Genomic DNA, 26,555 nt, shown 5'->3' with positions numbered 1-26,555 from the left:
GGCACCTGCCGCCGCGCTATGGCCGGCTGCGCCACCCCAACCCGCTTCGCCGGCCACCTCAACCGTGGTCGCCAAACCTACCATGCATTAGATTTGAACCGGACCACCTGATAGGGGCAGGCCAGGTCGATCTGGCCAAGCTTCCTCTACCTCCTGTTCGTGCTGGCGCACCTCGTTCCCTACCTTTGTGTTCTCGCCCGACGCCTGCATGACACCGACGCCAGCGGTTGGTGGGCGCTGGTCGGGCTCATTCCCGTCGTTGGGTTGGTGATGCTGATACCTGCCGCCTTCAAGGGAACCGCCGGTCCGAACCGGTTCGGCCAGGAACCGGTCACCACCCTTGAAGCTGTGCCGGACCATGCGCGGACGGCCGCGACCAACAGCCGTTATGAGCCGCACCTAACCAATGCACCCGGGCCGCAGTCCGACCGGCCCCTGCGGGCGGCCCCGCCGCGCCCTGCCATGGCTGAGGACCTCGTGTCGCAGCTGGAGAAGCTCGCCGACATGCGGGCTGACGGCACCCTGACGCAGGCCGAGTTCGATACGATGAAAGCGCGGCTCATGGCCCCGGAGACCGGCCGGTGAGCGAAGGCCTCGTCTACCTTCTGATCTTCGGGGTCTATGCTGGGCTTTGGATCGTCGGCCTTACCCTCTTCTTCATTCCCAGCTACATCGCGTTTCGCCGCGAGCACCCGAACCGTTGGCTGATCCTGGCGGTCAACATCGGCCTCGGCGGCACCGGCATCGGCTGGTGCGTCGCCCTCGTTTGGGCGCTGCGCATCGTTCACCTGACCGGCGACGGTGGCGGTTCACGGGGCGGCGAGTCGGGCCTCAACCTATTTGCCAACGACATCAGTCGTGTGCGGGTCGAGCCGTTGATGTCCGGGGCTACCCGGCGCGCTCAAGCCGCGCCGCCTTCATCGGGCGATGCCCTGCACCAAATCGAGCGCCTGCGCCAGCTCCTCGACGCCGGCCACATCGACCAAGCCGAGTTCGCCCAGCTGAAGGCCGCCGCCCTGCGCGGCATCTGATCGGAGGATACGATGCGTCGTCACGCGCAATGGGTGTTCACCGCAACATTGTCAGGCACGGTGGCCTTGGCTGCCGGGGCAAAGGCGCAGAGCCCTATGGACTCGATCGCGATCGCGATCGAGGCACACACGTCCAGCGAAGGGGCGTGCTACTACGACGAGGTCGTTCCGGCAGCCCTGGAAAAAGCCGACGCTGCGCTCGCTGGGGCCTATCCTCGGGAATGGGCCGTCGCCAAGCAGCGCGCGCCGCTCGGTAAACAGCGGTATGAGAACCTCATCGGGGCGCTGCCAAGCCCAAGCCGAACCCCATGTGACGTTCATGCCGGTGTCGTCTGGTTTGGTCTTGCTCAAGCCCTTTCCGTCGTCGGTTTCGATCCGGCGTTGTTGCAAGAAATGGATCGTCTGGAAAAGGGCGGGCGACCGCTCGACGCAAGCGATGCCAAGCGCACGCAGGACCATGGTCAATCACCGGCCGGGGGACCGGTCGAGACGAGCGCACAGGCTCGTGTTGCCCAGCTTCGTCAACTCTACCCTTGCCTGGCCCATCTTCCCATCGAGGAACTGGAAGGGCTCGTTGAACGCGCCAACGCCACAAAGAACGATCCCTGCATGACCGCGCCGACACCTGGGGGCCAAGACAGCCTGACCCAGCGCCTTGATGCCCTGGATACCTCCACCCCACTGAAGTCGCCAACGGTTGATGCACAACGCCTCGACACGAAGCGAGAGCTAGAAAACATCAGGCTCTATTTTCAGGCACGCGGCGGCCCGACGCTGCTGCAAGCCCAGGCGTTGCTGAAATCCTATGGGACCTATCACGGCAGTCCGGACGGAAGATGGGGTCCAGAGACGACCGAAGCGTTCGACCTAGTGCTGGAAACGTATATTGCCATTGGAGGACGGGATGATGACTGGGGCGTTAACCGGCCCGAGCACACATCGCGCCTTCTCGAATGGATCGGGCAAGCGATGTACGCCAGCGCGAACGAAACCGAATATCCTGATTAGCCTATGCAGACACACTATGCGTCGACAATGAAGTGAGATTGGGGGAACCGCCAGTCTCATTCAAAACTTCGAATTTTGAAACGGGAAGCGGCCGTCCGAACAGGTATCCCTGGCCTTCCTGGCATTCTTCCAAACGTAGAACGTTCGCTTGCCCCTCGGTTTCGATGCCTTCGGCAATGACGTCGAGATCGAAGGCACGCGCCATGTTGATGACCGACTCGACGATGGCTCGATCCCTTGTGCTGAGTTCGATATCGCTGACGAAGGAACGGTCGATCTTCAGACGGGTCACGGGATAGTTCTTCAACATGCTCAGTGAGGCGAAGCCCGTTCCAAAATCGTCGAACGCGACACCGACGCCGGTTTCTCGCAGCTGTCGAAGCGGTTCGATGATCTTCCGCTCTTGGCGAAGGATGATGTTCTCGGTGATTTCGAGTTCGAGCGCCGATGGCGGCAGTCCATGGTCCGATAAAGCCGAGAGTACCGAGGCGGTAAAGTCCTTCGTGTTGAACTGAGCGGCGAAGAGATTGACGCCCATGCGGAAGTCGGGGCGACCGGACGCCCGCCATGCGGCCGCCTGCCGACAGGCTTGCCGTAGGATCCATTCTCCAACAGGAACCGCAAGCAGGCTGGTTTCCAAGACGGAAATGAACGCGGCCGGCGCGACGACGCCGTGGTTGGGGCGGTTCCAGCGGATCAGAGCTTCGGCCCCCATCAGCATACCGTCCTCCAGACGGACTTGCGGCTGATAGTAGAGTTCGAACTCGCCTTGTTCCCAGGCCCGGCGCAAGCCGGAACTGATCGAGCTCCTCGAGACCGTGGCGCGTCTCAACTCCGGCGTGAACATCCGCACCAGGTGGCGACCATCACCTTTGGCTTGGTAGAGGGCGAGATCGGCGTCGCCGAGAAGTTCCTCACCACTGCAACCGCCTTGCGTCCGCAGCGCGACACCGATGCTGACGCCGATATGAATCACATCCTGTTGGAGTTCGATCGGCTCCTCAATTAGCGTGATCAGTTCGCTCGCAAGCTTGTGCGCCACCAGCGGGTCGCCGCATCCCGGGATAAGAACCACGAACTCGTCGCCTCCGAGTCGGGCCACCATGTAGTTCGGGTTGATATGTCGTTGGAGACGAAGAGCCACAACACGCAGCACGTCGTCGCCGACCGCGTGACCAAGATTGTCGTTGACGTCCTTAAAGCCGTCGAGATCGAGCATCAGGACGCTCACCACCTCGTCGGCCCGATAGGCCTCTTCCAGCCGCCGAACGAGGCTGGCGCGGTTGAATAGCTCCGTCAGGTGGTCGTATTCAGCGTCGTGCCGTAGCTTATCTTCGGCACGCTTTCGCTCCGTGATGTCGCGAATGATCGAACCGAACCGCAGCTCGCCATGCTCCGTCCATCGCGACAGGGAAATCTCGATGGGAAATTCGGACCCGTCTCTACGAAGCGCGGACAGGGTGATCGGAGCGCCCATCAGCCGGGACGAGCCCCCCTCCACCGAGCGAACCAGTCCGCGTCGATGAGCGGCTCGAAGCGTCGAGGGAATGATGATGTCGAGCGATTGTCCGATCGCCTCGGCGGCGGAAAAGCCGAACATCACCTCGGCTGCAGCATTCCACGCGCGAATGACGTTCTCGCCGTCTGCCGCTACGATGGCGTCAGGCGAGGCAGCTGTGATGTTCTCAAGGCGGATCTGGTTGGTCGCGTTTTCGTTGATGATCTTGCGCACCTGCATCCGCTCGACGACGGATGCCGCAAGCCCGCTCAATATCTCGCGGTCGTTCGCTGTGAACTCTTCACGTGGCTTGTGGTCGATGATGCACAGCGAACCTAGACGATATCCGTTCTCGTCGATCAACGGTGCGCCGGCATAGAAGCGGATATGCGGCTCGCCGGTCACCAACGGATTTGCGGCGAATCGCTCGTCGTTGGTGGCGTCGAACACGACGAAGACTTCGTCGTCCATAATGGCGTGAGCGCAAAATGAGACATCCCGGCCTGTTTCGCACGCCGCCAGCCCAATACGAGCCTTAAAGGTCTGACGGTCGCGACCGACAAGTGAAACCAGAGCGATCGGCACCTGAAAGATGCGGCTCGTGATGGCCACGATGCGATCGAAGGTCCGCTCGGGCGGTGTGTCGAAAATCGACAGCGTCTCCAACGCTTCCAGCCGCTCCGCCTCATCAACGGGCATTGGATAGGGGTATGTCGGTTTCATCGCTTCTTCCTGTCGGTGGAAGGAGCTTAGGCTCTCGTTGTTAAAGAAGCCGCACAACCGACGGCTGGGTTGCCCAGCCGGCTGCCGATCAGCGCGACTGAGTGCTTCCGCAACGATGAACCCGATCAAATGCGAACTTAAGCCGCTACGGACGACATTCGTTGATCGATGAAACGCACCAGTCTGCGAATGCCTTTTTCCGCATACATTTGAGCATCCGCGTTGGATAAGACATTGTGCGCGTCGTCGCCGGGATGCCAGGACGCACCCCCGACGCTCAGAGTGACAGGGGCGTCGAGGCTCGGAGTATGCAGGCCTTGATCGACCATCTCGCGCAAACGATCGAGACGGCGGTCGAGATCGTCGCGGGTCGGCTCCCTCAGGAGAAGATAGAACTCATCGCCGCCAACACGTGCGGCCACCTCACGCGGACGTAGGAAGCGGGTGAGGGTCTCTGCGACGAACCGGATGACCGCATCGCCAACTCGATGACCATGCGTGTCGTTGATTGCCTTCAACTCATCGAGATCGACAACCGCCAGCGAGAAACCATGACCTGTATAGACAGCCTCGTCGCAGGCGTTCTCCACCGCCTGATCGAACCCACGGCGGTTCGCCAGCCCAGTCAAAGGGTCCTGATAGGCGAACTCCTGCAACTTGCCATGGAGCCGTTTCATCAGGGTGATGTCCTGCGACACCGACATTATGCGCACGACCGCGCCCGACGACGCATCGCGAAAGGGAGAGATCGTGGTGCGGAACCAACGCCGCCCACTAGCCAAGTCGATGTACTCCTCGAACTGCTGAGCCTTGCCGGTACGGGCGCAGACCCGGTAGCGTTCGGTCAGCGAGGCGGCGAGGCGCGCATCAAAACACTCGCGGAATAGGCATCCGGCAACGTCCGAATTGGGTAGGCCGAACTCTCGCTCAGCCGCCTGATTGATGCCGAACACTCGGAAATCAATGCCGTTCTCAACGTCCGAAATGACCACTGGCACGTCGAGTGCGTTCAAGTCGAGGTTCATCGGCATAAGAGCTGCCCTTCGCATTGCGTGACGCCAAGTCACATGGCGAGGGCTAACGCCTCCTTTATCGAGACGCCCTAAACCGTATCGATTCTGTGGATGCCTTATCAACCATTCGAGCGAGCGCGCAGATAGTCCGACAAGTCGGTTCGCCGACCGTCCCAATCGTCGCTTATAACAGCTTGGATGCGCCGGGCGCGGTCGCGCCAGATGTCGGTTCGGAACAGAAGCGGCTCGCGGACGACCACCCGATCGTTGCCGTCGCGCGTCAGCTTGCAACCGAGCACTTCGAGACCCAGCGCACCATCCTCGGCCGAGAGGTTCGCGGACACGGGGTATCGATCGATCATGCCCTCGCGAACCGGGTGCAGCTTGCCGCCGATGACGATGGGGATGAACCCGGGCGACGTCCGGCAAATCTGGAGAACGACGCGGTTCTCCTGGTCGTCGAAAAAGGCACTGCTCATGCTTCGTCGTCGGCCTGGAGTTCGGTCAGCGGCGCGACGATCCGGCACTTCAATCCATCGCCCGCGTAATCGAGTTCGACCGAGCCTCCGGTCGAGCCCGACAAACCCATTTCAATGAGACGGGTTCCAAAGCCTTTTCGAGTCGGCGGGCTGGCTGGCGGGCCGTCGACCTCGCGCCAGTTGAGTGTCAGTGTTGGAAGCTTTGTATCTAAAGCGACATCAACGACCCACGAGACCTCGACCCGACCATGCGGCACGGACAGGGCTCCATACTTCACGGCATTCGTAGCCAGTTCATGCATGATCAGCGCGAGCGTCAGCGCGGCTTTGGGGCCGATGAATAGATCCGGGCCGAGGACTGTGATCTGACCTTCTTGGTCATGCAATTCGATGGCGCTTCGGATGATCGCTTCCACAGACCCCGCATCCCGCTTGCCGACGAGAAGGATGTCGTGGGCACGCGACAACGTCTGAATGCGCTTGGTCAGACTTTGACGCGCTGTCTGAAGATCGGGCGCACTCCGCAGCGTCTGCGTGGCGATGGACTGAGTGACCGCCAGCGTGTTCTTCAGGCGATGCGCCAACTCCGAAACCAGGATCTGACGCTGTTCTTCTGCCGCTCGTTCCCGGCGCAGATCCGCCGTGACGGTGCCATAGCCTATGGGACGCCCATCGGCATCGGGCAGGCTGAAGACGTTGTAGCGAACGGGCAAAATCGCCCCTGTCTGAAAGTGTCGGAAGTGAACATCGCCGGTCCACGCCCCATTCCGGATGACTTCAGGCAGCACGTCGCTTTCGATCCGACCCCATTCCCCCACGCCGAAGTAGTCGGCGATGACCGTGGTGTTGGGATCACCTGCCAATCCGACCAGATCACGCCCGGCTTCGTTGACATACTGGACCCGACCGTCGAGGTCCGCATAACCGATGAAGTCGGAACTATTCTCAACGATCCGGGCCAGTTGGCTGCGCTGCTGAACCTCGCGGGCCAAATGGGCCAGCGCCCGTTGCCGTCCTTCGACCATGTCGTCGAATACAAGAACGGCTCGCCGGAGTGCGGAGCCTAGCTCCACAATTCCTAGATTGACCACGACAAACATGGCCTGTGCTGACCACTGCGCCGAAGTCAGGTGAAACGGGTTGCTGTCTTTGGAGAAGGCATACGCAGCCGGAATTGTGGACAACAAGGTCGCCAACACACCAGGTCCGCGCCCCCCAAGCAGGGAACTCGCGATGATGATCGGGATGAAGAACAGGTATGGCAGAAGGTCGGTGATGAAGGCAGCGCGAAACGTGGCCACAATGGCCACGGCAACGGCCGTCGCGACATAGGTGACGACACGGGGAACCGGGCATCGCAGAGTTCTAACGAGCAAACGGCCGAACGGGCTGGAGAACGCCATACGAGATGATGACCATGCGGAGAAACGAGCGACAGCAGACTGCTGGGGCGCGCGCATACCGCTTATTCCAGCGATTTGCGAGCCAATTCGATCACTCACGTGGAACCGGTCCGACTGATGGTCAAAACAGCGCCCGGTAAAATTAGTGGCATTCTAATGAGCTTGGGATGGCGTCTAAGGCGGAGATGATCTGCTCTTCCAGAAAGGGCTTCGGGATGAAACCGATTGGATTCCAGCGTAGCGCCAACGCGCGCTGTTCAGCGGTAATCGGACCGCTGACAAAGAGCGAAGAGACGGCGAAATCCTGCCGAAGCCGCTGGGCAGTTTCGATGCCGTCGAAACTGTCGGCGAGATCGACATCCATGATGGCCAGATCGAACGGACGTTGGTCATGAGCCAACGCCATCGCTTCGCTCATGCTGCCCGCTGTTCCGACCACCGTGTGTCCCGCATCGGTAAGGATATCCTGCAGGTCCAATGCGATCAGCGGCTCATCTTCGACGATCAACACTCTGAGATGACGCAAGACAGCCTCCGACGCGCGACTAGAGTGATCAGAACATCGCCTTCTCGGACTCGTTCCAACTTGTCGCAGGCCTGCACCGTTTGGCGAGTCAAGATCGACGCCATATGGATGGGATGCCGGTCCGAATTCCTGAACTGATGCCGAGACATATTCAGGCCCTCCTGCAACTGGGCAGCGGGGGACCGTATGCCGAGGATGTCGGTTTGGAGGTGGGTGGAATGTCCGATGATCTTCTGATCGCAAGCTATGAGTTGGCGCGGATCGGTCTTGCGGAAACTTTGCACGGCTGGCGCGGGACGGCGTGGTTCCGTCTTTCGGCAAGGGGGCACGCCCTGCGCCACGCGATGCTTCGATAGACCGCGAGAGGTCGAGGCAGCTTGCCAGGGCATCGTTGTGTTGTGTCGAAAGGGGCGTTCGTCAGCAGCCCATTTCAACGGCCTTCGGGGGTGCCAATCCCATCGGCTTCAAGAAGGATCAGATGAGCGGGGTGAAAAAGCCCCGTCAGCAGCATCGCTGGCGAAGCTCTGGTCGAACGTCGGAACGTCTCGGGGCTTACTTTGGCATCAGCACCGTATCGATGACGTGCACCACGCCGTTGGACTGCATGACGTCGGCCTGGGTGACGGTGGCGGCGTTGCCCGACTCGTCGAACACCTTCAGCTTATCACTGCTCATCTGAAGCTTCAGCGTGTCGCCCGAGACGGTGGTGACGTTGTGCTTGCCGCCGTCGTCCTTGATCATTTGCATCGCGGCCTCGCTTGTGCGCCTCCCTTGCAATATCACCTCTCTGTAAGAGGCGGCAGCAGCGTCAATGCTTTTAGCAGCATAGGCATCAAGCGCAGGCCACGGAGATCAGAAGTTACCAATCCTAGCCATTGAACCCTTCCTGTATACCTGTCATACAGGTTTGCATTAATTTAACAGAGGGCGTTCATTTGGGCGAGTTCGGTGTCCGTCAAATCCGAATCTCCGATCAGGTCGCGGACTACATCGTCCGCTTGATCCGAACGGAAGGTTTGCGTTCTGGTGATACGCTGCCGAGCGAGGCCGAGCTGGCCCGTCGGTTCGACGTCAGCCGTCCCGCCGTGCGCGAGGCGACCAATGCGCTTGCCGGACGCGGCATCATCACGGTGTCCACGGGGCGTAGCCCGACGGTCGCCAGTATGGCGTCGTCCTCCTTTGCCGGTCTCGTAGACCATGGCCTCGCGATCGGGCAGGTCGGTATGTTGGACGTCCTACACGCCCGGCGCGGCATCGAGGGTGTCACCGCACAACTCGCTGCAGCAAACCGGAGCGATGCGCAGGCTTTGGAACTCGCTACGCAGGTCGAGGTCCTCGTGAGCGCACGCGGTCGGCCCGAAGCCTTCTGGCAGGATGACCTGCGCTTCCACCAACTGATCGCCATGGCGGCTGGGAACCCGCTCCTCACCTCCATGCTGGAGGGTCTGTCGGACGTTGTCAGCCGCTCAACCCGTGCCGGCCTCGCTCTCGCGCGCGACGAACCCGAGTGGGACGAGATCGTAGACGTCCATGTGCGCACTGCTGACGCGATCCTGGCAGGCGAGCCCGAACGGGCACGGGCCGCGATGGCCGACCATTTCACATCCGCCATACAGCGCTTCGAACGCGCGATGGCACAGGACGGAGACTCCGAATGAGCATCGACCTGGGCGCGCGCAGCGACCGCGACGAGACCACCCTTCTCGAAGAGATCCGCACAACGCTCTACACAGCGGTCGTGGGCGACGTGATGGACGCGATGGGTCTAACCATCCAGTTCCTACCGCCTCGTATCCGCGCGCTCGTGCCCGACACCGTCATCGCTGGCCGGGCCATGACGGTCTTGGAGGCCGACTGCGCAAGTGATGTTGGTTCGAAGGGCGCATCCCAGCCGTTCGGCCTGATGTTCGAGGCTCTCGACGACCTCAAGCCGAACGAGATTTATATCGCGGCCGGCGGGTCGCCTTCCTACGCCTTGTGGGGTGGGCTGATGAGCACGCGCGCCGCCAAGCTTGGGGCGGCCGGCGCGATCCTCGACGGCTTCCATCGCGACACGCGCGAGATTCTGAGCTTGGGCTTTCCCGTCTTCTCGACAGGCAGCTACGCGCAGGACCAGCGCGTACGGGGCCGGGTGATCGACTACCGCTGCCCGCTACGCTTTGAGAACGGGTGCCGCGTTGAAAGCGGCGATCTCCTCATGGCCGACATCGACGGCGTCGTGGTGGTCCCGCAAGCGCACGAACAGGCGGTGCTGGATGCTGCCTTCGAGAAGGTGCGCGGCGAGAACCGGGTGCGCGACATGATCCTCGCGGGCGAACCGACCGCTGCGATCTTCGCCAAAACCGGCATCATGTGAACGTCGATCAACGACGTTGCAGACTGGGAGAAGGGTGCCAAACGCGATGACGACGCTTTCCGAACCGATCGCAACTCAAAATGCGAACCAAGCCAATATCCGAAAGGCGGTAACGGCCGCGACGGTGGGTACGGTGATTGAATGGTACGACTACGCGCTGTACGGCGCGGCATCGGGACTTATCATCAACCGCCTGTTCTTCCCCAACCTGTCGCCCACGGTTGGCGTTCTCGCAGCCTTTGCGACCTTCGCGGTCGGCTACCTCGCACGCCCCATCGGGGGCATCGTCATCTCTCACATCGGAGACCGATTCGGGCGCAAGCCTGCGCTGATCCTCACCATCGCACTGATGGGTCTTGCCACAGTCCTCATGGGGCTCCTGCCGACTTATGCGAGTATCGGAATCGTAGCCCCGGCACTTCTCGTACTCCTACGTCTGATCCAAGGGTTCGGCGCTGGAGCCGAGCTGGCGGGCGCGATCGTCCTGGTCGCGGAGTACGCCCCGCCGGGTCGGCGCGCCTTTTATACGAGCTTGCCAAACGCAGCGACGCTGGTCGGCATCATGCTAGCCACCTTAAGCTTCCTCGTCATCTCGACCCTGCCGGAGGACGTGCTGCTCGGTTGGGCTTGGCGTATCCCATTCCTCCTGTCGGGTGTCCTGTTCTTTATCGCTCTTTACATCCGGCGGCACCTCGACGAGACCCCGGAATACGTCGAGGCGATGGCGAAAGCGGAGGCGCGTCGCCACGAGCAAAAGGTGCCGCTCGCCGAACTCTTCCGCCAGAGCCCCAAGGAGGTCCTGTTCGGCTTCCTGAGCGTGACGGGGCACAACGCCAACGTCTACATCCTCAGTGCCTTCTCGCTCAGCTACATGACGAACACGCTCGGCATGCCACGCACCGATGGGCTGATCGCGGGTACGATCGGTGCCGTGGTCGGCATTGTCGGTACACCCGTTATGGGAAGCTTGGCGGATCGGATCGGCAGCGCGAAGGTGTATGCCGGTGGCGCGTTGTTCATCCTTCTGTTCGCCTATCCGCTCTTCCTCATGTTGGACAGCCGTAGCCTGCCGCTCGCGACGCTCGCCATCAGCCTAGGCTATGGCATCGGGTTCGGGGCCATGGCGGGGGCGCAGGGTGCGTTCCTCGCCAACCTCTTCCCGACGCGATACCGCTTCACGGGGCTTGCGATATCACGCGAGCTGAACGGCGTCCTTGTCGCGGGGCCGACGCCGCTGATCGCGGCCTCTCTGGTCGCCTATGCTGACGGAAGCCCAGTTGGCGTCGCGGCCTATCTCATGGGGTGTTGCGCGCTCACGATCCTGGCCGTCATCGTCATCACCAATCGGTCCGTGCATACCTGATGCTTTTGACTTAGCAGACCCTTGACTGTCATCTCGGTCAGAATCAACAAAATCCTGCCGACGCTGTCCTACTTAATAAAGGGCAAAGCGTCGGCTCTTCGAAAGTCAAGGAAGAAGTACACTCGTACGGGTGTAGTTTAGGACTGCATAACGACCAGCGTCCGGACCACGGGGCCGTGCGTTCAGGCGCTCCTTAGGATTCGATACACTTGCATCCGCGAGCAACCGACCATCCTTGCGATGGCTGCCGGACCCAGCCCTTCGGAATGCAGGGCGGCGATACGTCGATGATCAAGGCGCACCTTGCCGCCTCGATAAACCCCTTCGGCCTTCGCCCGCTCAATGCCCTCGCGCTGCCGCTCCTTGATGAAGCGCCGTTCCATCTGCGCCACCATCCCGAGCACCGTCAGGACCACGTGCCCCATCTCCCCGCGTGTGGACACATGCGGGTCGAGCACGGTCACGAACGCGCCGCGCTGCTCGCATTCGTGAATAAGGTTGAGGACGTCCCGCGTGTCACGCCCCAGCCGGTCGAGGCGGGTGACCATCAGTTCGTCGCCCGTCCGCAGGAACTCGATGACCGTCGCCAGCTCAGCCCGACCGTCTCGACTCGCTCCCGACACCTTCTCCGCGCGGACGATCGAACATCCTTCGGCTTCGAGGCGGGCAAGTTGCCCGTCGAGATCCTGATCAATGGTGCTGACGCGGGCGTAGCCGATGCGGGCCATGTTGTGTCACCTCAAGCTCTAGGCCCGAGGCTACCAAGTCACAAATAGCCGCCGTCAACCTAGATGTTACGATGGCGATGCAGGCGAAAGTGATGGCGCAGCAGGGTACGCCCTGATGTAACAAACCTGATAGAAGCGATCGGAAAGCCCGTACTTTGCCTTCTGCCAATAGCGTAGGGAAACCACCTTCGCACGAACGCTATACCCTATGCATCCTGGGCAACATGACCTCCATCGCAAGTGCAAAATAGCGGAGGTTCCTGACTCAGCCGCAAGTTACAGCTGCCAACGTCACGCAGCAAAGGCTAACTAAAACGCATTTGCGATTCGTGTTTGAAGCGTACGAACATTCGATACCGGCTCGCGTTTTGGAGAGCCGCTCGCCATGTCCGCCTCGACCCGGAACTTTGCGAGGAGCTGGTTCAGTGTTCGCGCCTCGGCTGACAACTCGTTGCATGCCGCTGTTGTTTCCTCGACCATCGCGGCATTCTGCTGGATACCCTTGTCGAGCGTGCCAACGGCCGTGTTGATCTCATGAAGGCCCGTGGCCTGCGAGCGGGCGGTGTTGACGATGGACACAACGCGATGGTTCGCTTCGGCGACCTTCTCGATGATGCGTTGCAGGGCTTGGCCGGCGTGGTCCACCAGATCGACGCCCTCCCGTACTTGATCGCGCGAGGTGGAAATCAACTCCTTGATCTCCTTGGCAGCCTCCGCCGATCTTTGCGCCAAGCCGCGCACTTCTTGTGCGACCACTGCGAAGCCGCGACCGGCCTCACCGGCGCGTGCCGCCTCGACCCCAGCGTTGAGAGCCAATAGGTTGGTTTGGAATGCGATCTCATCAATGACGCCGATGATCTTCCCGATCTTATCGGAAGACGTCTCGATACGCCCCATCGCTTCGATCGCCTTCGAGACAATATGTCCGGAAGTTTTGGCTTCCTGCTTCGTCCCCTCCACCAGTTGGCCAGCTTCCTCGGCTTGTTTGCTGGATTGACGCACGTTGCCCGTGAGTTCGGAAAGGGCGGCCGACGTTTCTTCGATCGCGGCTGCCTGCTGTTCGCTACGCTGTGCAAGTTCGTTCGAAGCGGAGCGAATTTGGTCAGCACCCGCTAAAATGAGATCTGCGTTGTTGCGGACCGTCTGCATAGCCGCGCACAAGGTGTCAGTCGATCGATTGAAATCCTGGCGAACCTGATCAAGTGCCGGCATGAAGGGATCGCGTATGCCGTTGCTGAGATCGCCATCGGCCAGCTTGCTGAGCGCATGCCCCAGTCGCCGTACAGCCAACACGCGTTCGGTCACATCCATGGCGAACTTGGCGACCTTCACCACACGCCCATCGAGCCCAAAAACGGGGTTGTAGGACGCCTGGATGTAAACCTCACGCCCCCCTTTGCCGACCCGCTTGAACTCATCGGTGATGAACTCACCTTGTGCCAACCGTTCCCACATCGCGACATATTCGCTTGAGGTGGCATACGATGGCTCGACGAACATCCGGTGATGCTGGCCCACGATCTCGTCGAGCTGGTAACCTAAGGCGGATAGGAAGTTGGGATTGGCGGTCAGAACCACGCCTTCGACCGTAAACTCGATGGTCGCCTGGGAGCGGCAGATCGCATCCATCTTGGCGGTATTGTCGAGCTGAGCCTGCTTTGTCGCAGTGATATCATTGGCGAATTTGACGATCTTCACCACCCTTCCGCGGCGATCGAAGATCGGATTGTAGTTGCCGCGGATGTAGACCTCTCGACTACCCTTGGCGATGCGTCGAAACTCTTCGCAGACGAACTTGCCAGCGCATAACCCAGCCCAGAACGTCTTGTAATTGGGAGACGACGCATAATGGGGATCGAGAAACAACGCGTGCTTCTGCCCGATAATCTCAGCGGACGTGTAGCCCATCACGTCGCAGAAGTTTCGGTTGGCCCGCAAAACCGTTCCATCGAGATCGAACTCGATGATCGCCATCGATAGATCGAGCGCGGTCAGAACCTGACCGGAGTTGACCGTCGAAAAACCCAGCATAAGCACCGCCCGAACAAGAGTTCGCATGAGCATGAGTGCTCAGACTCAGCGATGCCATACAATCGTAGCCGTTCGATAAACGGCTCGCAGGTCCTGCATCTGTGAGGCATCGGTCCGAACGGCTCGCCCGACGCGGGATGCGGAACAGCCCGGACTTCGACTGAGAGCCTGTGCCGTATCGACGCACCGGCGAGGTATGTTACCTCTTGCCGCGAACCGCAGGCACCAGTGCCGAACCGCTCATGTTTCCTGAGACTCGCGTCGCCTGCCGGAACGCGTCGAACGGCATCGGTTTTCCAAACAGGTAGCCTTGGCCTTCGGATACCCGACCATGCAGGTAGTTCGCCTGCGACCTTGTCTCGATCCCCTCCGCAATAACCTGAAGGTCACATCCCTCGGCCATGCGCACGACGGCATCGACGATGCCCTGATCTTTGCGGCTCGTTTCAATGTCGCGAACGAACGAGCGGTCGATCTTCAGCCGGGTGATATCAAGCTGCTTCAGCATGGTGAGCGAGGCGAAGCCCGTTCCGAAGTCGTCGAACGCAATGCCGACGCCCATGGCACGCAACCGGGCGAGATGGGCGGCGATCGTGCGTTCATTGCGCAGGACGATGTTCTCGGTGATTTCCAGTTCGAGGGCCTCGGTCGGCAATCCACTGACGTGCAACGCTTCCTCTACACGCTCGACGAAGTCGGGCATGCGCAGCTGAGCTGCGAAAAGGTTCACCCCGATCCGGAGGTTCGGCGAGCCGTCCCGCCGCAACTCCATTGCCTGCCGGCAAGCCGTCGTCAGAATCCAGTCGCCGACTGGACCCGCAAGATGCCCTGATTCCAAAACCGACAGAAAAGCGGCTGGTGACAGAACGCCCATATAGGGATAGTTCCAACGGATCAGCGCCTCAGCGCCGACGATACGATCGTCCGCCAAATCGACCTGCGGCTGGTAGTAGAGTTCGAAGTGCCGCTCGTCCCAGGCAGTTTGGAGATCGTCGGCTACGCCCCTACGCTCCAGTGAGGCGCTGCGTAGTTCCGGTGTGAACAGCCGCACCCGTGCCTTGCCGTTCGCCTTCGCATCGTAGAGAGCCAGGTCAGCCGCCGTCAGGAGGTCTGCTGCCGAAGTGGGGTCGATCTGCGAGGGCATGACGCCAACACTGGCCGAGATGTGAACAATCTGGTGCTGAACCTCGATTGGAGGCTCTATCGCGGCGATGATCTCTTGCCCGATCGCCGTGGCATGGAGCGGATCGGCGCTGTCTCGAACGAGGACGGCAAACTCGTCGCCGCCCAGTCGCGCGATCAGGTGTCGGCGTTCCACTGTGGCGCAGATTCGCTCCGCCACCACTTTCAGCACATCATCGCCCCCGGCGTGCCCAAGCGCGTCGTTGACGTCCTTGAAGCCATCGAGATCGAAGACGACGAGAGAAAACGGTGTGCTTCCCGCCTCTTTCTCCGCGACCGCCTCTTGCAGCTTGTCGTGAAACCAGGTCCGGTTCGAAAGACCGGTCAGCGCGTCCGTGAAAGCGAGTGTGCGAATGCGCTCCTCACTTCTGAGGCGCTCACTCTGGTCCCGGAATGCCACCACGGTCTGCGGACTCCCAGCCAGCCGAACGTCGCTGCGCAGAACCCGAACGGGGAGCCGTGCGCCGGATGCTAGAACGAGCTCGGCATCGGTTTCCTCGCGTTCTGGCAAAGCACGCAAATCGAGATCGGGAAGAAGTGATGCGAGCGAGCGACCAGCCAGATCCTCGCGTGACATGCCCGATAGGCGCGCGAGACTATCGTTTGCCGTGACGATCCGGTTCCCTTCGCAGATCGCCAAGCCTTCCAGCGCCAGATTGGCAAGCTCCCCGAGACGAGCACGCTCGTAGCGCAGCTTGGCCTTCGCGTTCAGCGTCAAGCGAACGCCAACAACGGCGACCGATAGGAGGCCGAAGGACACCACAGCGACAATGGGGGCGAGAACCTCCGGCGAAACGGTCCAAGCCGGCAACTCGACGCGCGGATCGAACTCAAGCCGCAGAGCGGCCATGCCGCCGAGATGCAGAAGGCCGATCGCTACGACGAGAAGCGGCGCGCCCAAGATCCTAATGTTGGGCCTACGCTCCACGGAGGCCATTGTCGAAAGGCCAAACAGTGGCAAGCTTGCCAGCAGCGTCGTTGACGCCAGTGCATAGTTCCAGTGGACATGCCCGCGCACGACGTAGGCGGCCTGCCCGACATAGTGCAGCACGGCGACACCGATCCCGATGACGACGCCCCCGGCAAATCGTCTCCAACGCTCCCGACGACCAAGCGTCAAAGTCAGTCCTGCACCGATGCCGCCAATGGCCAGCAACAGGGACAGTGCCGTGGTGACGGGCTCGAAGCCGGACTGCATACCGGGACGGAAGGCAAGAAGCGCCACCATATGCGTCGCCCAGGCGGTGCAACCGGCGGCCACGAGAGAAAGACCTGCCCATTTCCAGCGTGTTCCGCCGTCGCTGCGCCCAGCCTGGTTGGCGACGGCGAAGGAGCCGTAGACACCGATCACACAGACAAGGGCGGCCAGCCCCAACAGCGAAGGGTCGTTTGCCGTGCCAAGGCACGTGAGCAAGATGTCCATACGGAACTCCTTCGTATGAACGTCTACAGGCGGCAGGTTAATCGAGCGGGTTACCGGTTGGGTTAATGCTTTTCCTTGGAAGCAAGAGTAACAGCGTGGCGACGTCGCAGCGCACAGTCGATGCGATCACGATAGTCGAATGGGGGCCGATAGCGGACGGGCAGCTTTTGAGTGACGAATGTGCGAAAGCGGCCCTTCCGCTGACGACCCTTCCAAGACGCAGCAGCATGTCGCTGAAGAGACTGGAAGCAGACATTCGCTAGACGTGAGACCTCACTGGTCAGACTGCGACACGGAGCGGTGCATTTATGTCCCCACAGCCATCCATGGGCTCTCCGGCGCTTCTTTCAAACAGCTCTGTCGCTCGCTCGATGCTCAACGGCTTGGAATAAAGGTAGCCCTGTCCCTCGCCGCAGCCCAGTTCGCGCAGGATGTCCGCCTGCCGCAGCGTCTCGACGCCTTCCGCGATGGTGCGGATCCCGAGCCCGTCCGCCAGCACCACCACCGACTGCAGCACAGCCATCGAGTGCCGGCTGCCGGGAATGTCGGTCACGAAGCTGCGGTCGATCTTGATTTTGGCGATGGGAAAGCGATGGAGATAGCCGAGCGAGGAGTAGCCGGTCCCAAAATCATCGAGCGCAAAGGTGATGCCGAGCGACAGAAGTTCGTCAAAGATCCCAGCGAGCCGATGGTTCTCGCCGACAAAGGCGGACTCGGTGATCTCAAGTTCCAGGCGCTTCGGGTCGAGACCTGACGATGCGAGGGCGGAGCGGACGGCCCCGACGATGTCGCCAGTGAGAAACTGCAAGGGCGAGACGTTCACCGCGACCTTTATCGCCTCCGGCCAAAGCGACGCGTCGCGGCAAGCGATCTGCAGGACGAGGGCCCCGAGCCGGTGGATCAGCCCCGTTTCCTCGGCGACCGGAATGAATTCCGCGGGCGAGACGAAGCCTCGCTCGAGATGCCGCCAACGCAGAAGCGCCTCGGCGCCCGTCCAGCCGCTGCCGTGAAGATCGACCTGCGGCTGGTAAGCGAGTTCGAATGCATCGGTCTCGATGGCCTCGGCGAGATCGCGCTCCAGCGCCAGTCGCTTGAGACGCGCGGCATCCATCGAGAGGTCGAACTCGACCACGGGTCCGGCCGAGGTCCGCTTTGCCTGGTAGAGGGCGATGTCGGCCCGGCGGCGCAGCACCGACGGGTCGCAGCAGCCGTCGATGTCGGCAGCGATGCCGACGGAGCTGCCGATCGAGATGCTGTGCCCGTTCACATCGTAGGAGCGCCCGACCTCTTGGACGATGCGCTCGGCAACATGACGGGCGAGCCCGCGGTCCGCCGAACACAACAGTACCAGGAACTCGTCGCCGCCGATTCGGAAGACCGTGGCCTCGGGCAAAAGGACGGCACCGGCGCGCCGCGCCGTCTCAGTGAGGACGGCGTCGCCCGTGGCATGCCCTAGCGCGTCATTGACCCCCTTGAACCGGTCGAGATCGAACGCGAGGAGGGCCATCGGTGCCCCTTTGCCGGCCAGCGCGTCGAGCTGTTCTTCGAGGGCTCGGCGGTTTGGAAGGCCGGTCAGGCTGTCGTGGAACGCGGCGAAGCGGAGCCGCTCCTGCGCTCGCTCGCGATCGGTTACGTCGTGGAACACGAGACTGGCATAGCGGAGCCGGTGTCCGTCGCCGCCAGCGCGCCGACGGTCTTCCAACCAGAACGGCGAGACCGCGTATTCGAGAATGCGCGTGTCGTCTGCGCCCGCCAACCTAGCGATGCGACGGACGGGCGGCTGGCGCGTATCAGCTTCCGCCGCCGACGTCATCGCCTCTTCGATTGCGCACGCGAAGGCCGGCGGCAGGTTGGCGAGGTTCCCAGGCTGCCCGTCCGGGGGCAGGTCGAGGAGACGCCGTGCGTGGTCGTTGATGCGCATGATGCGCTTCTGCCCGTCGACGATCACGATGGCGTCGAACCCGTCGTCGACCACCCGCTCGAGGAGCCGCGCCGTGTTGCGCGTCTCGACCCGGGAGACCCAGAGGCGGAACTGGCGCAGGTCGAACTCCCGCAACAGGCTCCAGCTCACGGTCGCTGCGACCGCGAGCTGGATCACGGCAGTCTCCAGCATGATGGCCCGTTCGAGATAGAACCAGACTGCGATCCCCTCGAGGGCGACGGCGACTACGGCGCAAACGAGGAGGCTGCGGCTAAGCGAGCTTCGCATCACGAGCCAACCGCCGGCCGCGAGGAGCAGCGCGACGAGGGCCACCGGCGGCCGCCAGGATGCAAGAGCCCGAGCTTGCATCAGGGTTTCCGTTGCCAGCGCGATTACGGTCGATCCCGAGACGATGCCGGCACCGGGAACGGGAAACAGATCGTGGAGTTCGATGGCGGTCGCGCCGACGATCAGCGTCTTGCCGGCGAGCGCGCCCCTGACGATCCGCCCGTGCAGGAGATCGACATAGGAGACTCGCGGGATCGAGGCGGCATCGATCCCGTGATCGATGCCGAAGTCGCTCACGGCCGCCTCACGGTCCGCAAGGACCGCGGGCATCGAGACGACGGTCTCTCTGTCGACGTCGACGCCCATGGGGAAACGCCGCACGCGTCCGTCGTCGTCCAACGGCACGTTGATCGAGACCGGCCAGGAGGACGACAGCAGCGGCGCGATCGGCATCGACGCTAGCATAGCACCGGACGCCGGATCGTGCTGGACGAAGGCGGCGAGGAAGGTCTCGAGCCCGGCGGAGCCGAGCGCATCGGCGAACGCGGCGTCGTCTTCGGAACTGGTGCGCGAGGAGAAGTCGACGTCGAATGCCACCCGGGCGGCGCCCGCCTCGACCGCCGCCGCGAGGAGACCGGCGTGGAGCCGGCGCGGCCAGGGCCAGACCCCGACCTCTGCAAGGCTCCTTGCGTCGATGTCGACAAGAACAAGTTCGCCGGAGGCAGAGCGCGTTCCTAGGAGGAACCGGGCGTCGGACAGGGCCCTGTCCAGCACCGCGGGTACGCTGGACAGGAGGGCTCCGGCGAGACAGGCAGCGACGATAAGGAGCGTCGCCAGCGATCGGATGTCCGTCGCCATGATTTGAGCGGCTTGGCGGCGAACCGTTGGGCTCAGCATCCTCTTCGTACCCCTGTCCCCGGCGTGGCGGGCGTCAGCTACTTGGTGCTGCGGCCGCTGCCATTGCCGTTGTTGCCCTTTCCATTCCCGTGGTCCCCCTTCGGCCCGCCGTTTCCGACACCGTTTCCGTTATTGCCCTTCCCGTTGCCGGGGGCGCCATCACCATTCGGCCCACCATTGCCGTTGCCATTGCCGTTGTTGCCTTTCGGGCCGTCTTCGCCAGGGTCACCCTTGTCGTCACCGCCAACCGGGCCGCCGGGGCCGCCGGCTCCAGGTCCACCCTTGTCGGGGCCACCCTTGTCGGGACCGTCGTGGCTGGGGCCCCCCTTGCCCGGACCACCTGCCGGGCCATCGGCGGCAGGTCCACCCTTGTCCGGGCCGGCATGACCGGGTCCATCCGTGCCCGGGCCGCCTTTGTCGCGGCCACCACCGGGCCCCCCCGCATCCGGCCCGCCTGCGGAACCGCCGTTTCCAGGGTTGCCACGGCCAGGGTTGCCCGCGCCGGGCCCATCACGGCCGGGGCCGCCCGGGCGGCCGTTATCATTTTCAGCCCCGACAGTTCCACCGAACCCGTTGCCGTTGTTGCCGGAATCAGTGCCGCCGACCGGGCCGGAACCTTCGCTGCTGCGCGCCGCAGACTGGGCTCGCGTTTCGCCGCTCGGCGCGTTCGTCTCGGCGACGCTGCGGCCGATCGACTGACGGTCGCGGCCGTTGGAATCGCCGCCGCCGAACCCGCCCGGGCTCGCAGCGCCCGACGAACGCGAGGAGGTGGTGCCGGTGCTGCTCGTGGCACCGTGAGTGGACGCCGCCGCATCGCGGCTGGCCGACGTGGTCGAGGATCGGGCCGCTTCGGGCGCCTGCGCCTCGCGGAAGCTCTGGAGTGCCTGTCCAACCGGAGCAACGCTCGGCGCGGCCGGCTTGCCGGGCGTCACGCCCGGCGCGTTCACGCCCGCCGTGCGAAGACCCGAGGTTGTGGCGGAGACGCTGGCGCGCTGCCCGGCGGCGATCCCGGCTGTCTCGCCCGTCTTCAGGTCACTCACCTGGACCAGCCCCCGGTCGACGCCGATCTTCGTGTCGGTCTTCGTGACACTGATTGTGAACGCCGTTCCCTTGACCACGGCCGCCATGAACGGAGTGTTCACGGCGAAGTGCGGCGCGGCGCGCTTCTCGATGTCGAACGCAATGCTGCCGGTCTGCTGGAGCACCTCGGTCTTGGAGCTGAAGAACCCTTTGGGCCGCACCATCGCGACGCTGCCCGGTCCGAGCGTCATGACGTTGTTTTCGCTCGACAGCTGAACGCGGCTCGACTTCGCGGTTGCGATCGTCAGGCCCTCGGGCACCATCATGCCGGCGGTCAGGACGTTGCGCTTCTCGTTGCTCTCCATGGCCCAGGCCGTTCCACTGACACGATCGACCCGCCATTCCCGAGCCCATCCGACATCGGCCTGGAAGAGCACCACAAGGAGCAGGAGAAGGGCGGGCAGACGTGCGTGCATCGGTTTCGAGCCTTGCTTCGATCTCGGGCACGATGACGCGTCAACAATGAAGGTCGCATAACCGATTGGCTTAAATCACAAGCAATCGGCGGATTGCGATATAGAATGGTCAAGAAATTCATTCACACGCAATGAGCGCGCATACGTCGTCCCATCATAGCCGAAGGGCCCAGACCTGCGGTGGCTTCAGCGCACCTTTCGCATCGACCGTGCGGCCTACGTTCCGGGCAGTGCGTATGCTCCTTGGCGGATCGAGTGATGAGTGTCCCATTGTCGTTCTCCCACGGACAGGATCGCCGGGGGCGAGAGTGCCGCCTTAAGACGAAGCTTGAGGAACGTTCGGCCGCCGTGGAACGAAGGGCCGAAAGCGGACCGGCCGCTTTCACGTCGTTGACAGGTGAAAGCCGCCGGCATCGAGCACTGCTGGCAAGCGGCGGCTGCCCACCAAACCCGGACGTTCGCAAGCCGGGTTTCGCACGGCAGCTTTCCGCTAGAAGCTGCCGCTCGCGCGGCGTCACGCTGATCGGCAGGGAGTCGCGTTGAGATTGATTTTTGGCGGTGCTAACCTACAAGGAATAAAAAGGGGAACTTACCTTGACTGCGTTTATCAACGCTCACATGTCGGAGATTTGGTCAGCGATCATTGGCGCTATCGCCGGAGCCGGTATTTCCATTCCGATCACGATCCGCGTGACTCGGAACTCGATGGTGGGGTCCTCGACGCGGACCGACCAGAGCGGCGTACGCACGCGAGGCGATGTCGTAGGACGTGACAAGATCAGCGGCTGACAGCGATGCTCGACAGCTCGACCACCGTTGATCAACGGCAGGCTGCGCCAGGTGGTGACGCCGTAGGTCGAGACAAGATAACCAATGTGCATCATGGTGAACGTCGGACTCAGATCGATGGGTGGCTCGATCGGCTTGCCGAGGAATTGCGCGGCAACGTGCAAATGCGAGACTTCGTCGACAGCTTACAGTATTATTTTCAGCCTAGCCCGTACGACGAGCACATCGGATTGGAGGCCAAACTAGATAGAGCAGGACGTTCCGCCCAGAAGCGGTCTGCATTACGCAAGAAGGAGGCTTTCTCAAAGCTCCTTGAACAGTGGAAAGCGTATCCGGCTGCACAAGAGATCATCGCTTATTTCTTAACAAAGATCGAAACGGCTTTTGAAGCGGAAGTTGCACCCCTATTAGGTGAGGCTTCTGTCGCAGACGTTGATTCTGTTATTATGAAGTGCCTCGTTGATCCCGTCATGTCTGAGATGGGATGCGGCCCTTTCATGTTGAACTATAATCACGCTGTAGGCATGGTCTATTGGCTTGCTGAGCAGTGCTACATCAGGTGGCACTCATGATCCAGTTGGCATTTGAACCCGCGTTTGATCCTTTTCATGCGGCGTTCCGCCTGCTTCGGCAAGTAGAGTTTAGGGGTGGTGTCGCCGTGGATGTCCGAAGAGCCAAGATACTGGATGTTTACATGGTTGAACCAGTCCGCTGCCTAGAGATCAGACTTTCTGGGGTGGCAAAAAGGTCCGCCAAGTATGCGTCTGTCCATCAGCCTGCTACCTATGGTCAGCGGCCATCGACACCTGTCCTGTTTGGCCGCATGTCGCCCATGCAGGACGCAGCGATACAAACCCTAGTGCTCCAAGGCATCTTGGACGGCGATGCCTATGGGCAAGGGCTTCTGTTGAGAGGCGATACACCTTTACCCGAAAATCTGACGGTACGTCTTTCCGAGGTTAACAGTACTCAGGCTACTCTCATGACCTTTTTAGGTCCGGTCTTGGATGAAGTTCCTTTGGATGGCCCCAACGGACTGAAAGCTCGCACCGGCTTAGGTGAGTTTCGCTATGACATTGTTTAGTCCCCACCTTTTCGTGCAACGCATGGTCGTGAAGCGCGAAGCTCATGTGGTGTATGATGCCTCGTTCCATCCTGGCCTCAATATCATTCGCGGTGAGAACAGCTCGGGCAAGTCCACCGTACTTGATTTCCTCTTTTATGGTCTCGGCGGTGACCTGAACGACTGGCGAGAAGCGGCTCTCGCGTGCTCCGATGTTACCCTAGAGGTTCTTCTCAACGGCCAGCCGGCCGTTCTTTCTCGCGAGATTTCTCAAAGTTCCGGCCGACCTATGAGGATACTCATTGGCAGTTTGGCAGACGCGATGGCGGGACAAGCCGAATGGGGACTATACCCATATAAGCGATCCTTGAACAAAGAAAGCTTCTCGCAGGTCATCTTCCGTTTGCTAGGAATGCCGGAGGCTACCGGCGATGCAAACAGTAATGTCACGATGCATCAGGTGTTGCGACTTCTGTATGCCGATCAGCTAAGTCCTGTGGATCGCATTTTTCGGTTCGAGCGGTTTGACACTGCATTGACCCGTCAGACTGTGGGCGATCTTTTGTGCGGAGCCTACGACAACTCCCTATATAGGCGGCAACTCCGCCTTCGCGCGGCGGAAAAAGAATACAGCGATGCGACGACTGAATGGCGGAGCGCCATGTCTGCCTTCACAGGTTCGGAGCACGCGATCACCCTAGAATGGGTCGATGCCCAACGTACAGTGTTAGAGCAGGAACTGGCTTCGACTCATGCGGAAGCAGAAAAGCTTGAGGAATTGATATTCAATGCGGAGGTCTCCGACGGCCTCACGATTGAAGAGCAGAAATCCACCTACGCTGAGCTCGTAAAGGCACAGCAGGGTCTGCTTACAGCGCAGAGCGACCGCGACGCCCTTCAGCTAGAGATCGTAGATTCTGATCGATACATAGATGCACTTGAAGCAAAACTCGATCAACTCCGCGATGCGGAGGTTTCAGCTGATGCGATCAAGGGCATAACGTTTATTTACTGTCCTTCGTGCTATGCGCCGCTTGATCAAGAGGTAGAGCAACATGCCTGCTCTTTGTGCAAAAGTCCGTTCGATAAGGGGCGCGCTCAGTCACGCATTCTTTCTGTTATAAATGAAACCGGAATTCAACTTAGGCAGTCCAGGCAGTTGCAGACTGACCGACTAGAAGAGGCCACTGCCCTCGATGCGCAGATAGCGGAGGCTACACGCGTTTGGAATGGGCTGTCGGAGCGATACAAGCTCCTCAACCGACTACCGTCGACCGAGCTGCGTGCGCGGACCCGGAGTATCTACGCCCGTGCCGGATATCTAGAACGTCAGATTGAGGATCTGGGTCAGAAATCGGCTCTCATCGAGCGCATCGATGCGCTCTCACGCGCGCGCGCGACGCTCAATGCTGAAATGAGTTCGCTGAAAGATTTTATTGAAGCGTCTGAACGAGGGCAACGGGAGCAGCTTGTACGCGCCTATACGTTAATCGCGAATAACACAGCTCGTCTCCTTCGCGAGGACCTTTTGCGCCAAGATACCTTTTCCAAAGCCGAAAGCATCGAATTTAGCTTCGGCGACGATCGTCTTTCGGTGAACGGCGAATCATTCTTTTCGGCAAGTTCCATGGTCTACTTGCGTAACAGCTTCTTCGCTTCATTCCTACAATCGGCTCTGATTGATAGAAGCTTCCGTCATCCCCGATTTTTGATCTTGGATACGATCGAGGACAAGGGAATGGAGCCTGAGCGAAGTCATCACTTCCAAAATCTGTTGGCATCAATCAGCTCGAATACCGATACGGATCATCAGTTAATTTATGCGACGGCAATGATTTCACCAGATTTGGATAATACCGGCTATGTCGTCGACCGTTTCTATACACATGACAGTAGGACTTTGAGGCTGATTTAATTCTCTGGTTCAGGTGTGATCACGGATCAATGTGATTGCGTTGATGCTATGGTTAACGTCCGCTTTGAATGAGAGCAGCCTAAAAAAGGTAGCGTGCAATTGGCAGGAATGTCCCAACACCAGTCGCTCTGAACGCCGTTCTGAACTCAGTTCCCGAACGGCAGGTTTCAGGATCCCGCGGGGTCAATTTGGACGGCTTAGATGGGCGCATTCCTACCCTCCCGCTTCGACGCTGCGGCCTGAAGCCGATGCACGCTCAGCATCCTGATTAGTTAGGAGAAGCCAATGACGCTTGGGCTGGCGAATTTTGCGTCACGCGCCAGATCGTATGCGTTAGGTCGTCGGCGACCAGCAGGATGCGTTTTGCCGGGTCGAACACGACGCCGACCGGGCGGCCCCGTGTCTGACCGTCGCTGGTGAGAAAGCCGGTCACGAAATCCACCGGTTCGCCGGCCGGCCGGCCTCCTTCGAACGGAACCCACGTCACCTTATAGCCGGACAGGTCTTGCCGGTTCCAACTGCCGTGCTCACCAATGAACGCGCCTTGCGTGAACGTTCCGCCGAACCCGCCATCGGTCGCGAAGGAGAGCCCCAGCGCCGCGACATGGGAACCGAGTGCGTAGTCCGGGGCAATGGCAGTTTCCACGAGTTCCGGACTTTGCGGCTCGACACGTGGATCAAGGTTCTTGCCCCAGTAGCTATAGGGCCAGCCATAGAACGCCCCGTCCTGGACGGACGTCAGATAGTCGGGGACCAGTTGCGGGCCCAGTTCGTCGCGCTCGTTAACGACGGCCCAAAGCGCCTGGCTGGTCGGCTCGATCGCGAGCGCCGTGGGATTGCGGATGCCGCGCGCGATCGTTCGGTGGGCTCCGGTCTGGCGATCGATCTCCCACACCACTGCGCGTTCCTGCTCGACGTCCATGCCGCGCTCGCCGACATTGCTGTTGGAGCCGACCCCTACATAGAGCTTCGAGCCGTCGGCGCTGGCGGTCAGCGACTTCGTCCAGTGGTGGTTGATTGCGGACGGCAGCTTGGTGACCTCCTCGCCCGGCTCTGTGATCTCGGTCTGCCCTTCCCGGTAGGGAAAGCGCATCAGCGCGTCCTGATTGGCGACGTAGAGCGAACTGTCGACGAAGGCGAGGCCGTAGGGCGCGTTGAGGTTGTCGATGAGAACGGAGCGCACCTCCGGCTCGCCGTTGTTGTCGGCATCGCGCAGAAGCGTGATGCGGTTGCCGCCCTTGCCACTGGAGTTGCCCTGCTGCTTGATGACGCCGGCAATGATGTCTTTGGGCCGCAGGGCTGGCGCATTGCCGCCTCGCCCTTCCGCCACCAGAACATCGCCGTTCGGCAGCACGAGCATTTGGCGCGGGATCGACAGGTCGGTGGCGAACGCCGTGATCGCGAACCCGTCGGGAACCGCCG

At 61.2% G+C, this 26,555-nt stretch carries 22 protein-coding genes; 9 read left to right on the top strand and 13 right to left on the bottom strand.

The features are described from left to right. The first annotated feature begins 129 nt into the window (after positions 1 to 129). Genes H7A85_RS20940 through H7A85_RS19540 form a run of 3 tightly spaced genes read left to right on the top strand, consistent with a single transcriptional unit; the run spans position 130 to position 2,039 of the window. Entirely contained in the window at positions 130 to 585 is a 456-nt protein-coding gene (locus H7A85_RS20940; protein ID WP_348519709.1) for a DUF805 domain-containing protein, read from the top strand. Then, the gene (locus H7A85_RS19545; RefSeq protein WP_182422217.1) at positions 582 to 1,031 is read left to right on the top strand and encodes a superinfection immunity protein; all 450 of its coding nucleotides are present in this window, start codon (positions 582 to 584) and stop codon (positions 1,029 to 1,031) included. Before H7A85_RS20940 ends, H7A85_RS19545 begins: the two co-directional genes overlap by 4 nt. 12 nt (positions 1,032 to 1,043) lie before the next feature. Beyond that, positions 1,044 to 2,039 carry a hypothetical protein gene (locus tag H7A85_RS19540; protein ID WP_182422216.1) on the top strand — a complete coding sequence of 332 codons (996 nt, stop codon included), beginning with the start codon at positions 1,044 to 1,046 and terminating at the stop codon, positions 2,037 to 2,039. 1 nt (position 2,040) lies between these two features. Here H7A85_RS19540 and H7A85_RS19535 read toward each other — a convergent pair whose 3' ends face one another. From H7A85_RS19535 to H7A85_RS19510, 6 genes are all read right to left on the bottom strand, one after another. Then, complete coding sequence (locus H7A85_RS19535) at positions 2,041 to 4,260, bottom strand: EAL domain-containing protein (RefSeq protein ID WP_182422215.1); 2,220 nt, start codon at positions 4,258 to 4,260, stop codon at positions 2,041 to 2,043. A gap of 137 nt (positions 4,261 to 4,397) precedes the next feature. Beyond that, positions 4,398 to 5,291, bottom strand: a complete 894-nt coding sequence (locus H7A85_RS19530; protein ID WP_182422214.1) for a GGDEF domain-containing protein — start codon at positions 5,289 to 5,291, stop codon at positions 4,398 to 4,400. Positions 5,292 to 5,392: 101 nt separating this feature from the next. Beyond that, on the bottom strand, positions 5,393 to 5,752 hold the full coding sequence (locus H7A85_RS19525) for a hypothetical protein (protein WP_182422213.1): 360 nt from the start codon (positions 5,750 to 5,752) through the stop codon (positions 5,393 to 5,395). Beyond that, the gene (locus H7A85_RS19520) at positions 5,749 to 7,212 is read right to left on the bottom strand and encodes an HWE histidine kinase domain-containing protein (protein ID WP_182422212.1); all 1,464 of its coding nucleotides are present in this window, start codon (positions 7,210 to 7,212) and stop codon (positions 5,749 to 5,751) included. Before H7A85_RS19520 ends, H7A85_RS19525 begins: the two co-directional genes overlap by 4 nt. Before the next feature lie 85 nt (positions 7,213 to 7,297). Then, positions 7,298 to 7,681, bottom strand: coding sequence for a response regulator (locus H7A85_RS19515; protein WP_182422211.1), 384 nt, complete (start codon positions 7,679 to 7,681; stop codon positions 7,298 to 7,300). Between the two features lie 552 nt (positions 7,682 to 8,233). Beyond that, complete coding sequence (locus tag H7A85_RS19510) at positions 8,234 to 8,464, bottom strand: fasciclin domain-containing protein (RefSeq protein ID WP_348519708.1); 231 nt, start codon at positions 8,462 to 8,464, stop codon at positions 8,234 to 8,236. Positions 8,465 to 8,556: 92 nt separating this feature from the next. On the opposite strand from H7A85_RS19510, the gene H7A85_RS19505 reads away from it, so the two are divergent. Genes H7A85_RS19505 through H7A85_RS19495 form a run of 3 tightly spaced genes read left to right on the top strand, consistent with a single transcriptional unit; the run spans position 8,557 to position 11,400 of the window. After that, the gene (locus H7A85_RS19505) at positions 8,557 to 9,339 is read left to right on the top strand and encodes a FadR/GntR family transcriptional regulator (RefSeq protein ID WP_348519707.1); all 783 of its coding nucleotides are present in this window, start codon (positions 8,557 to 8,559) and stop codon (positions 9,337 to 9,339) included. Next, a complete protein-coding gene (locus tag H7A85_RS19500; protein ID WP_182422208.1) occupies positions 9,336 to 10,037 on the top strand; it encodes an RraA family protein in 702 nt (233 codons plus the stop codon). The genes H7A85_RS19505 and H7A85_RS19500 overlap by 4 nt, the downstream gene beginning before the upstream one ends. A 46-nt stretch (positions 10,038 to 10,083) precedes the next feature. Further along, positions 10,084 to 11,400, top strand: a complete 1,317-nt coding sequence (locus H7A85_RS19495; RefSeq protein ID WP_182422207.1) for an MFS transporter — start codon at positions 10,084 to 10,086, stop codon at positions 11,398 to 11,400. Between the two features lie 182 nt (positions 11,401 to 11,582). Here H7A85_RS19495 and H7A85_RS19490 read toward each other — a convergent pair whose 3' ends face one another. The 6 genes from H7A85_RS19490 to H7A85_RS19465 all read right to left on the bottom strand — a co-directional run bounded on the left by H7A85_RS19490 (position 11,583) and on the right by H7A85_RS19465 (position 22,319). Next, positions 11,583 to 12,128 carry a recombinase family protein gene (locus tag H7A85_RS19490; RefSeq protein ID WP_182422206.1) on the bottom strand — a complete coding sequence of 182 codons (546 nt, stop codon included), beginning with the start codon at positions 12,126 to 12,128 and terminating at the stop codon, positions 11,583 to 11,585. A 309-nt stretch (positions 12,129 to 12,437) separates the two neighbouring features. After that, positions 12,438 to 14,159, bottom strand: a complete 1,722-nt coding sequence (locus H7A85_RS21030) for a PAS domain-containing methyl-accepting chemotaxis protein (protein ID WP_182422205.1) — start codon at positions 14,157 to 14,159, stop codon at positions 12,438 to 12,440. Positions 14,160 to 14,358: 199 nt separating this feature from the next. After that, entirely contained in the window at positions 14,359 to 16,764 is a 2,406-nt protein-coding gene (locus H7A85_RS19480; RefSeq protein WP_182422204.1) for an EAL domain-containing protein, read from the bottom strand. A 280-nt stretch (positions 16,765 to 17,044) separates the two neighbouring features. Beyond that, on the bottom strand, positions 17,045 to 19,831 hold the full coding sequence (locus tag H7A85_RS19475; RefSeq protein WP_182422203.1) for an EAL domain-containing protein: 2,787 nt from the start codon (positions 19,829 to 19,831) through the stop codon (positions 17,045 to 17,047). 77 nt (positions 19,832 to 19,908) lie between these two features. After that, positions 19,909 to 21,366 carry a FecR family protein gene (locus H7A85_RS19470; protein WP_182422202.1) on the bottom strand — a complete coding sequence of 486 codons (1,458 nt, stop codon included), beginning with the start codon at positions 21,364 to 21,366 and terminating at the stop codon, positions 19,909 to 19,911. A gap of 614 nt (positions 21,367 to 21,980) precedes the next feature. After that, on the bottom strand, positions 21,981 to 22,319 hold the full coding sequence (locus tag H7A85_RS19465) for a hypothetical protein (RefSeq protein WP_182422201.1): 339 nt from the start codon (positions 22,317 to 22,319) through the stop codon (positions 21,981 to 21,983). Here H7A85_RS19465 and H7A85_RS19460 point away from each other — a divergent pair, their 5' ends adjacent. From H7A85_RS19460 to H7A85_RS19450, 3 genes are read left to right on the top strand one after another with little or no spacing between them, the layout of a single operon-like run. Further along, positions 22,320 to 22,727 (top strand): ABC-three component system protein, encoded by a 408-nt coding sequence (locus tag H7A85_RS19460; RefSeq protein WP_182422200.1) that lies wholly within the window; start codon positions 22,320 to 22,322, stop codon positions 22,725 to 22,727. Further along, positions 22,724 to 23,239, top strand: a complete 516-nt coding sequence (locus H7A85_RS19455) for an ABC-three component system middle component 5 (RefSeq protein ID WP_182422199.1) — start codon at positions 22,724 to 22,726, stop codon at positions 23,237 to 23,239. Before H7A85_RS19460 ends, H7A85_RS19455 begins: the two co-directional genes overlap by 4 nt. A gap of 28 nt (positions 23,240 to 23,267) precedes the next feature. Continuing rightward, entirely contained in the window at positions 23,268 to 25,133 is a 1,866-nt protein-coding gene (locus H7A85_RS19450; protein WP_182422198.1) for an ATP-binding protein, read from the top strand. A 268-nt stretch (positions 25,134 to 25,401) separates the two neighbouring features. On the opposite strand, the gene H7A85_RS19445 is transcribed toward H7A85_RS19450, so the two are convergent. Further along, positions 25,402 to 26,493, bottom strand: a complete 1,092-nt coding sequence (locus H7A85_RS19445; protein ID WP_244631293.1) for a sorbosone dehydrogenase family protein — start codon at positions 26,491 to 26,493, stop codon at positions 25,402 to 25,404. Between the last annotated feature and the right edge of the window lie 62 nt (positions 26,494 to 26,555).

It is taken from the genome of Aureimonas sp. ME7 (genome assembly GCF_903970965.1).
Taxonomy (GTDB): Bacteria; Pseudomonadota; Alphaproteobacteria; order Rhizobiales; family Rhizobiaceae; genus Aureimonas.
The sequence above is the reverse complement of the archived record's forward strand: the minus strand, read 5'-3'. Positions and strand labels throughout refer to the sequence as shown.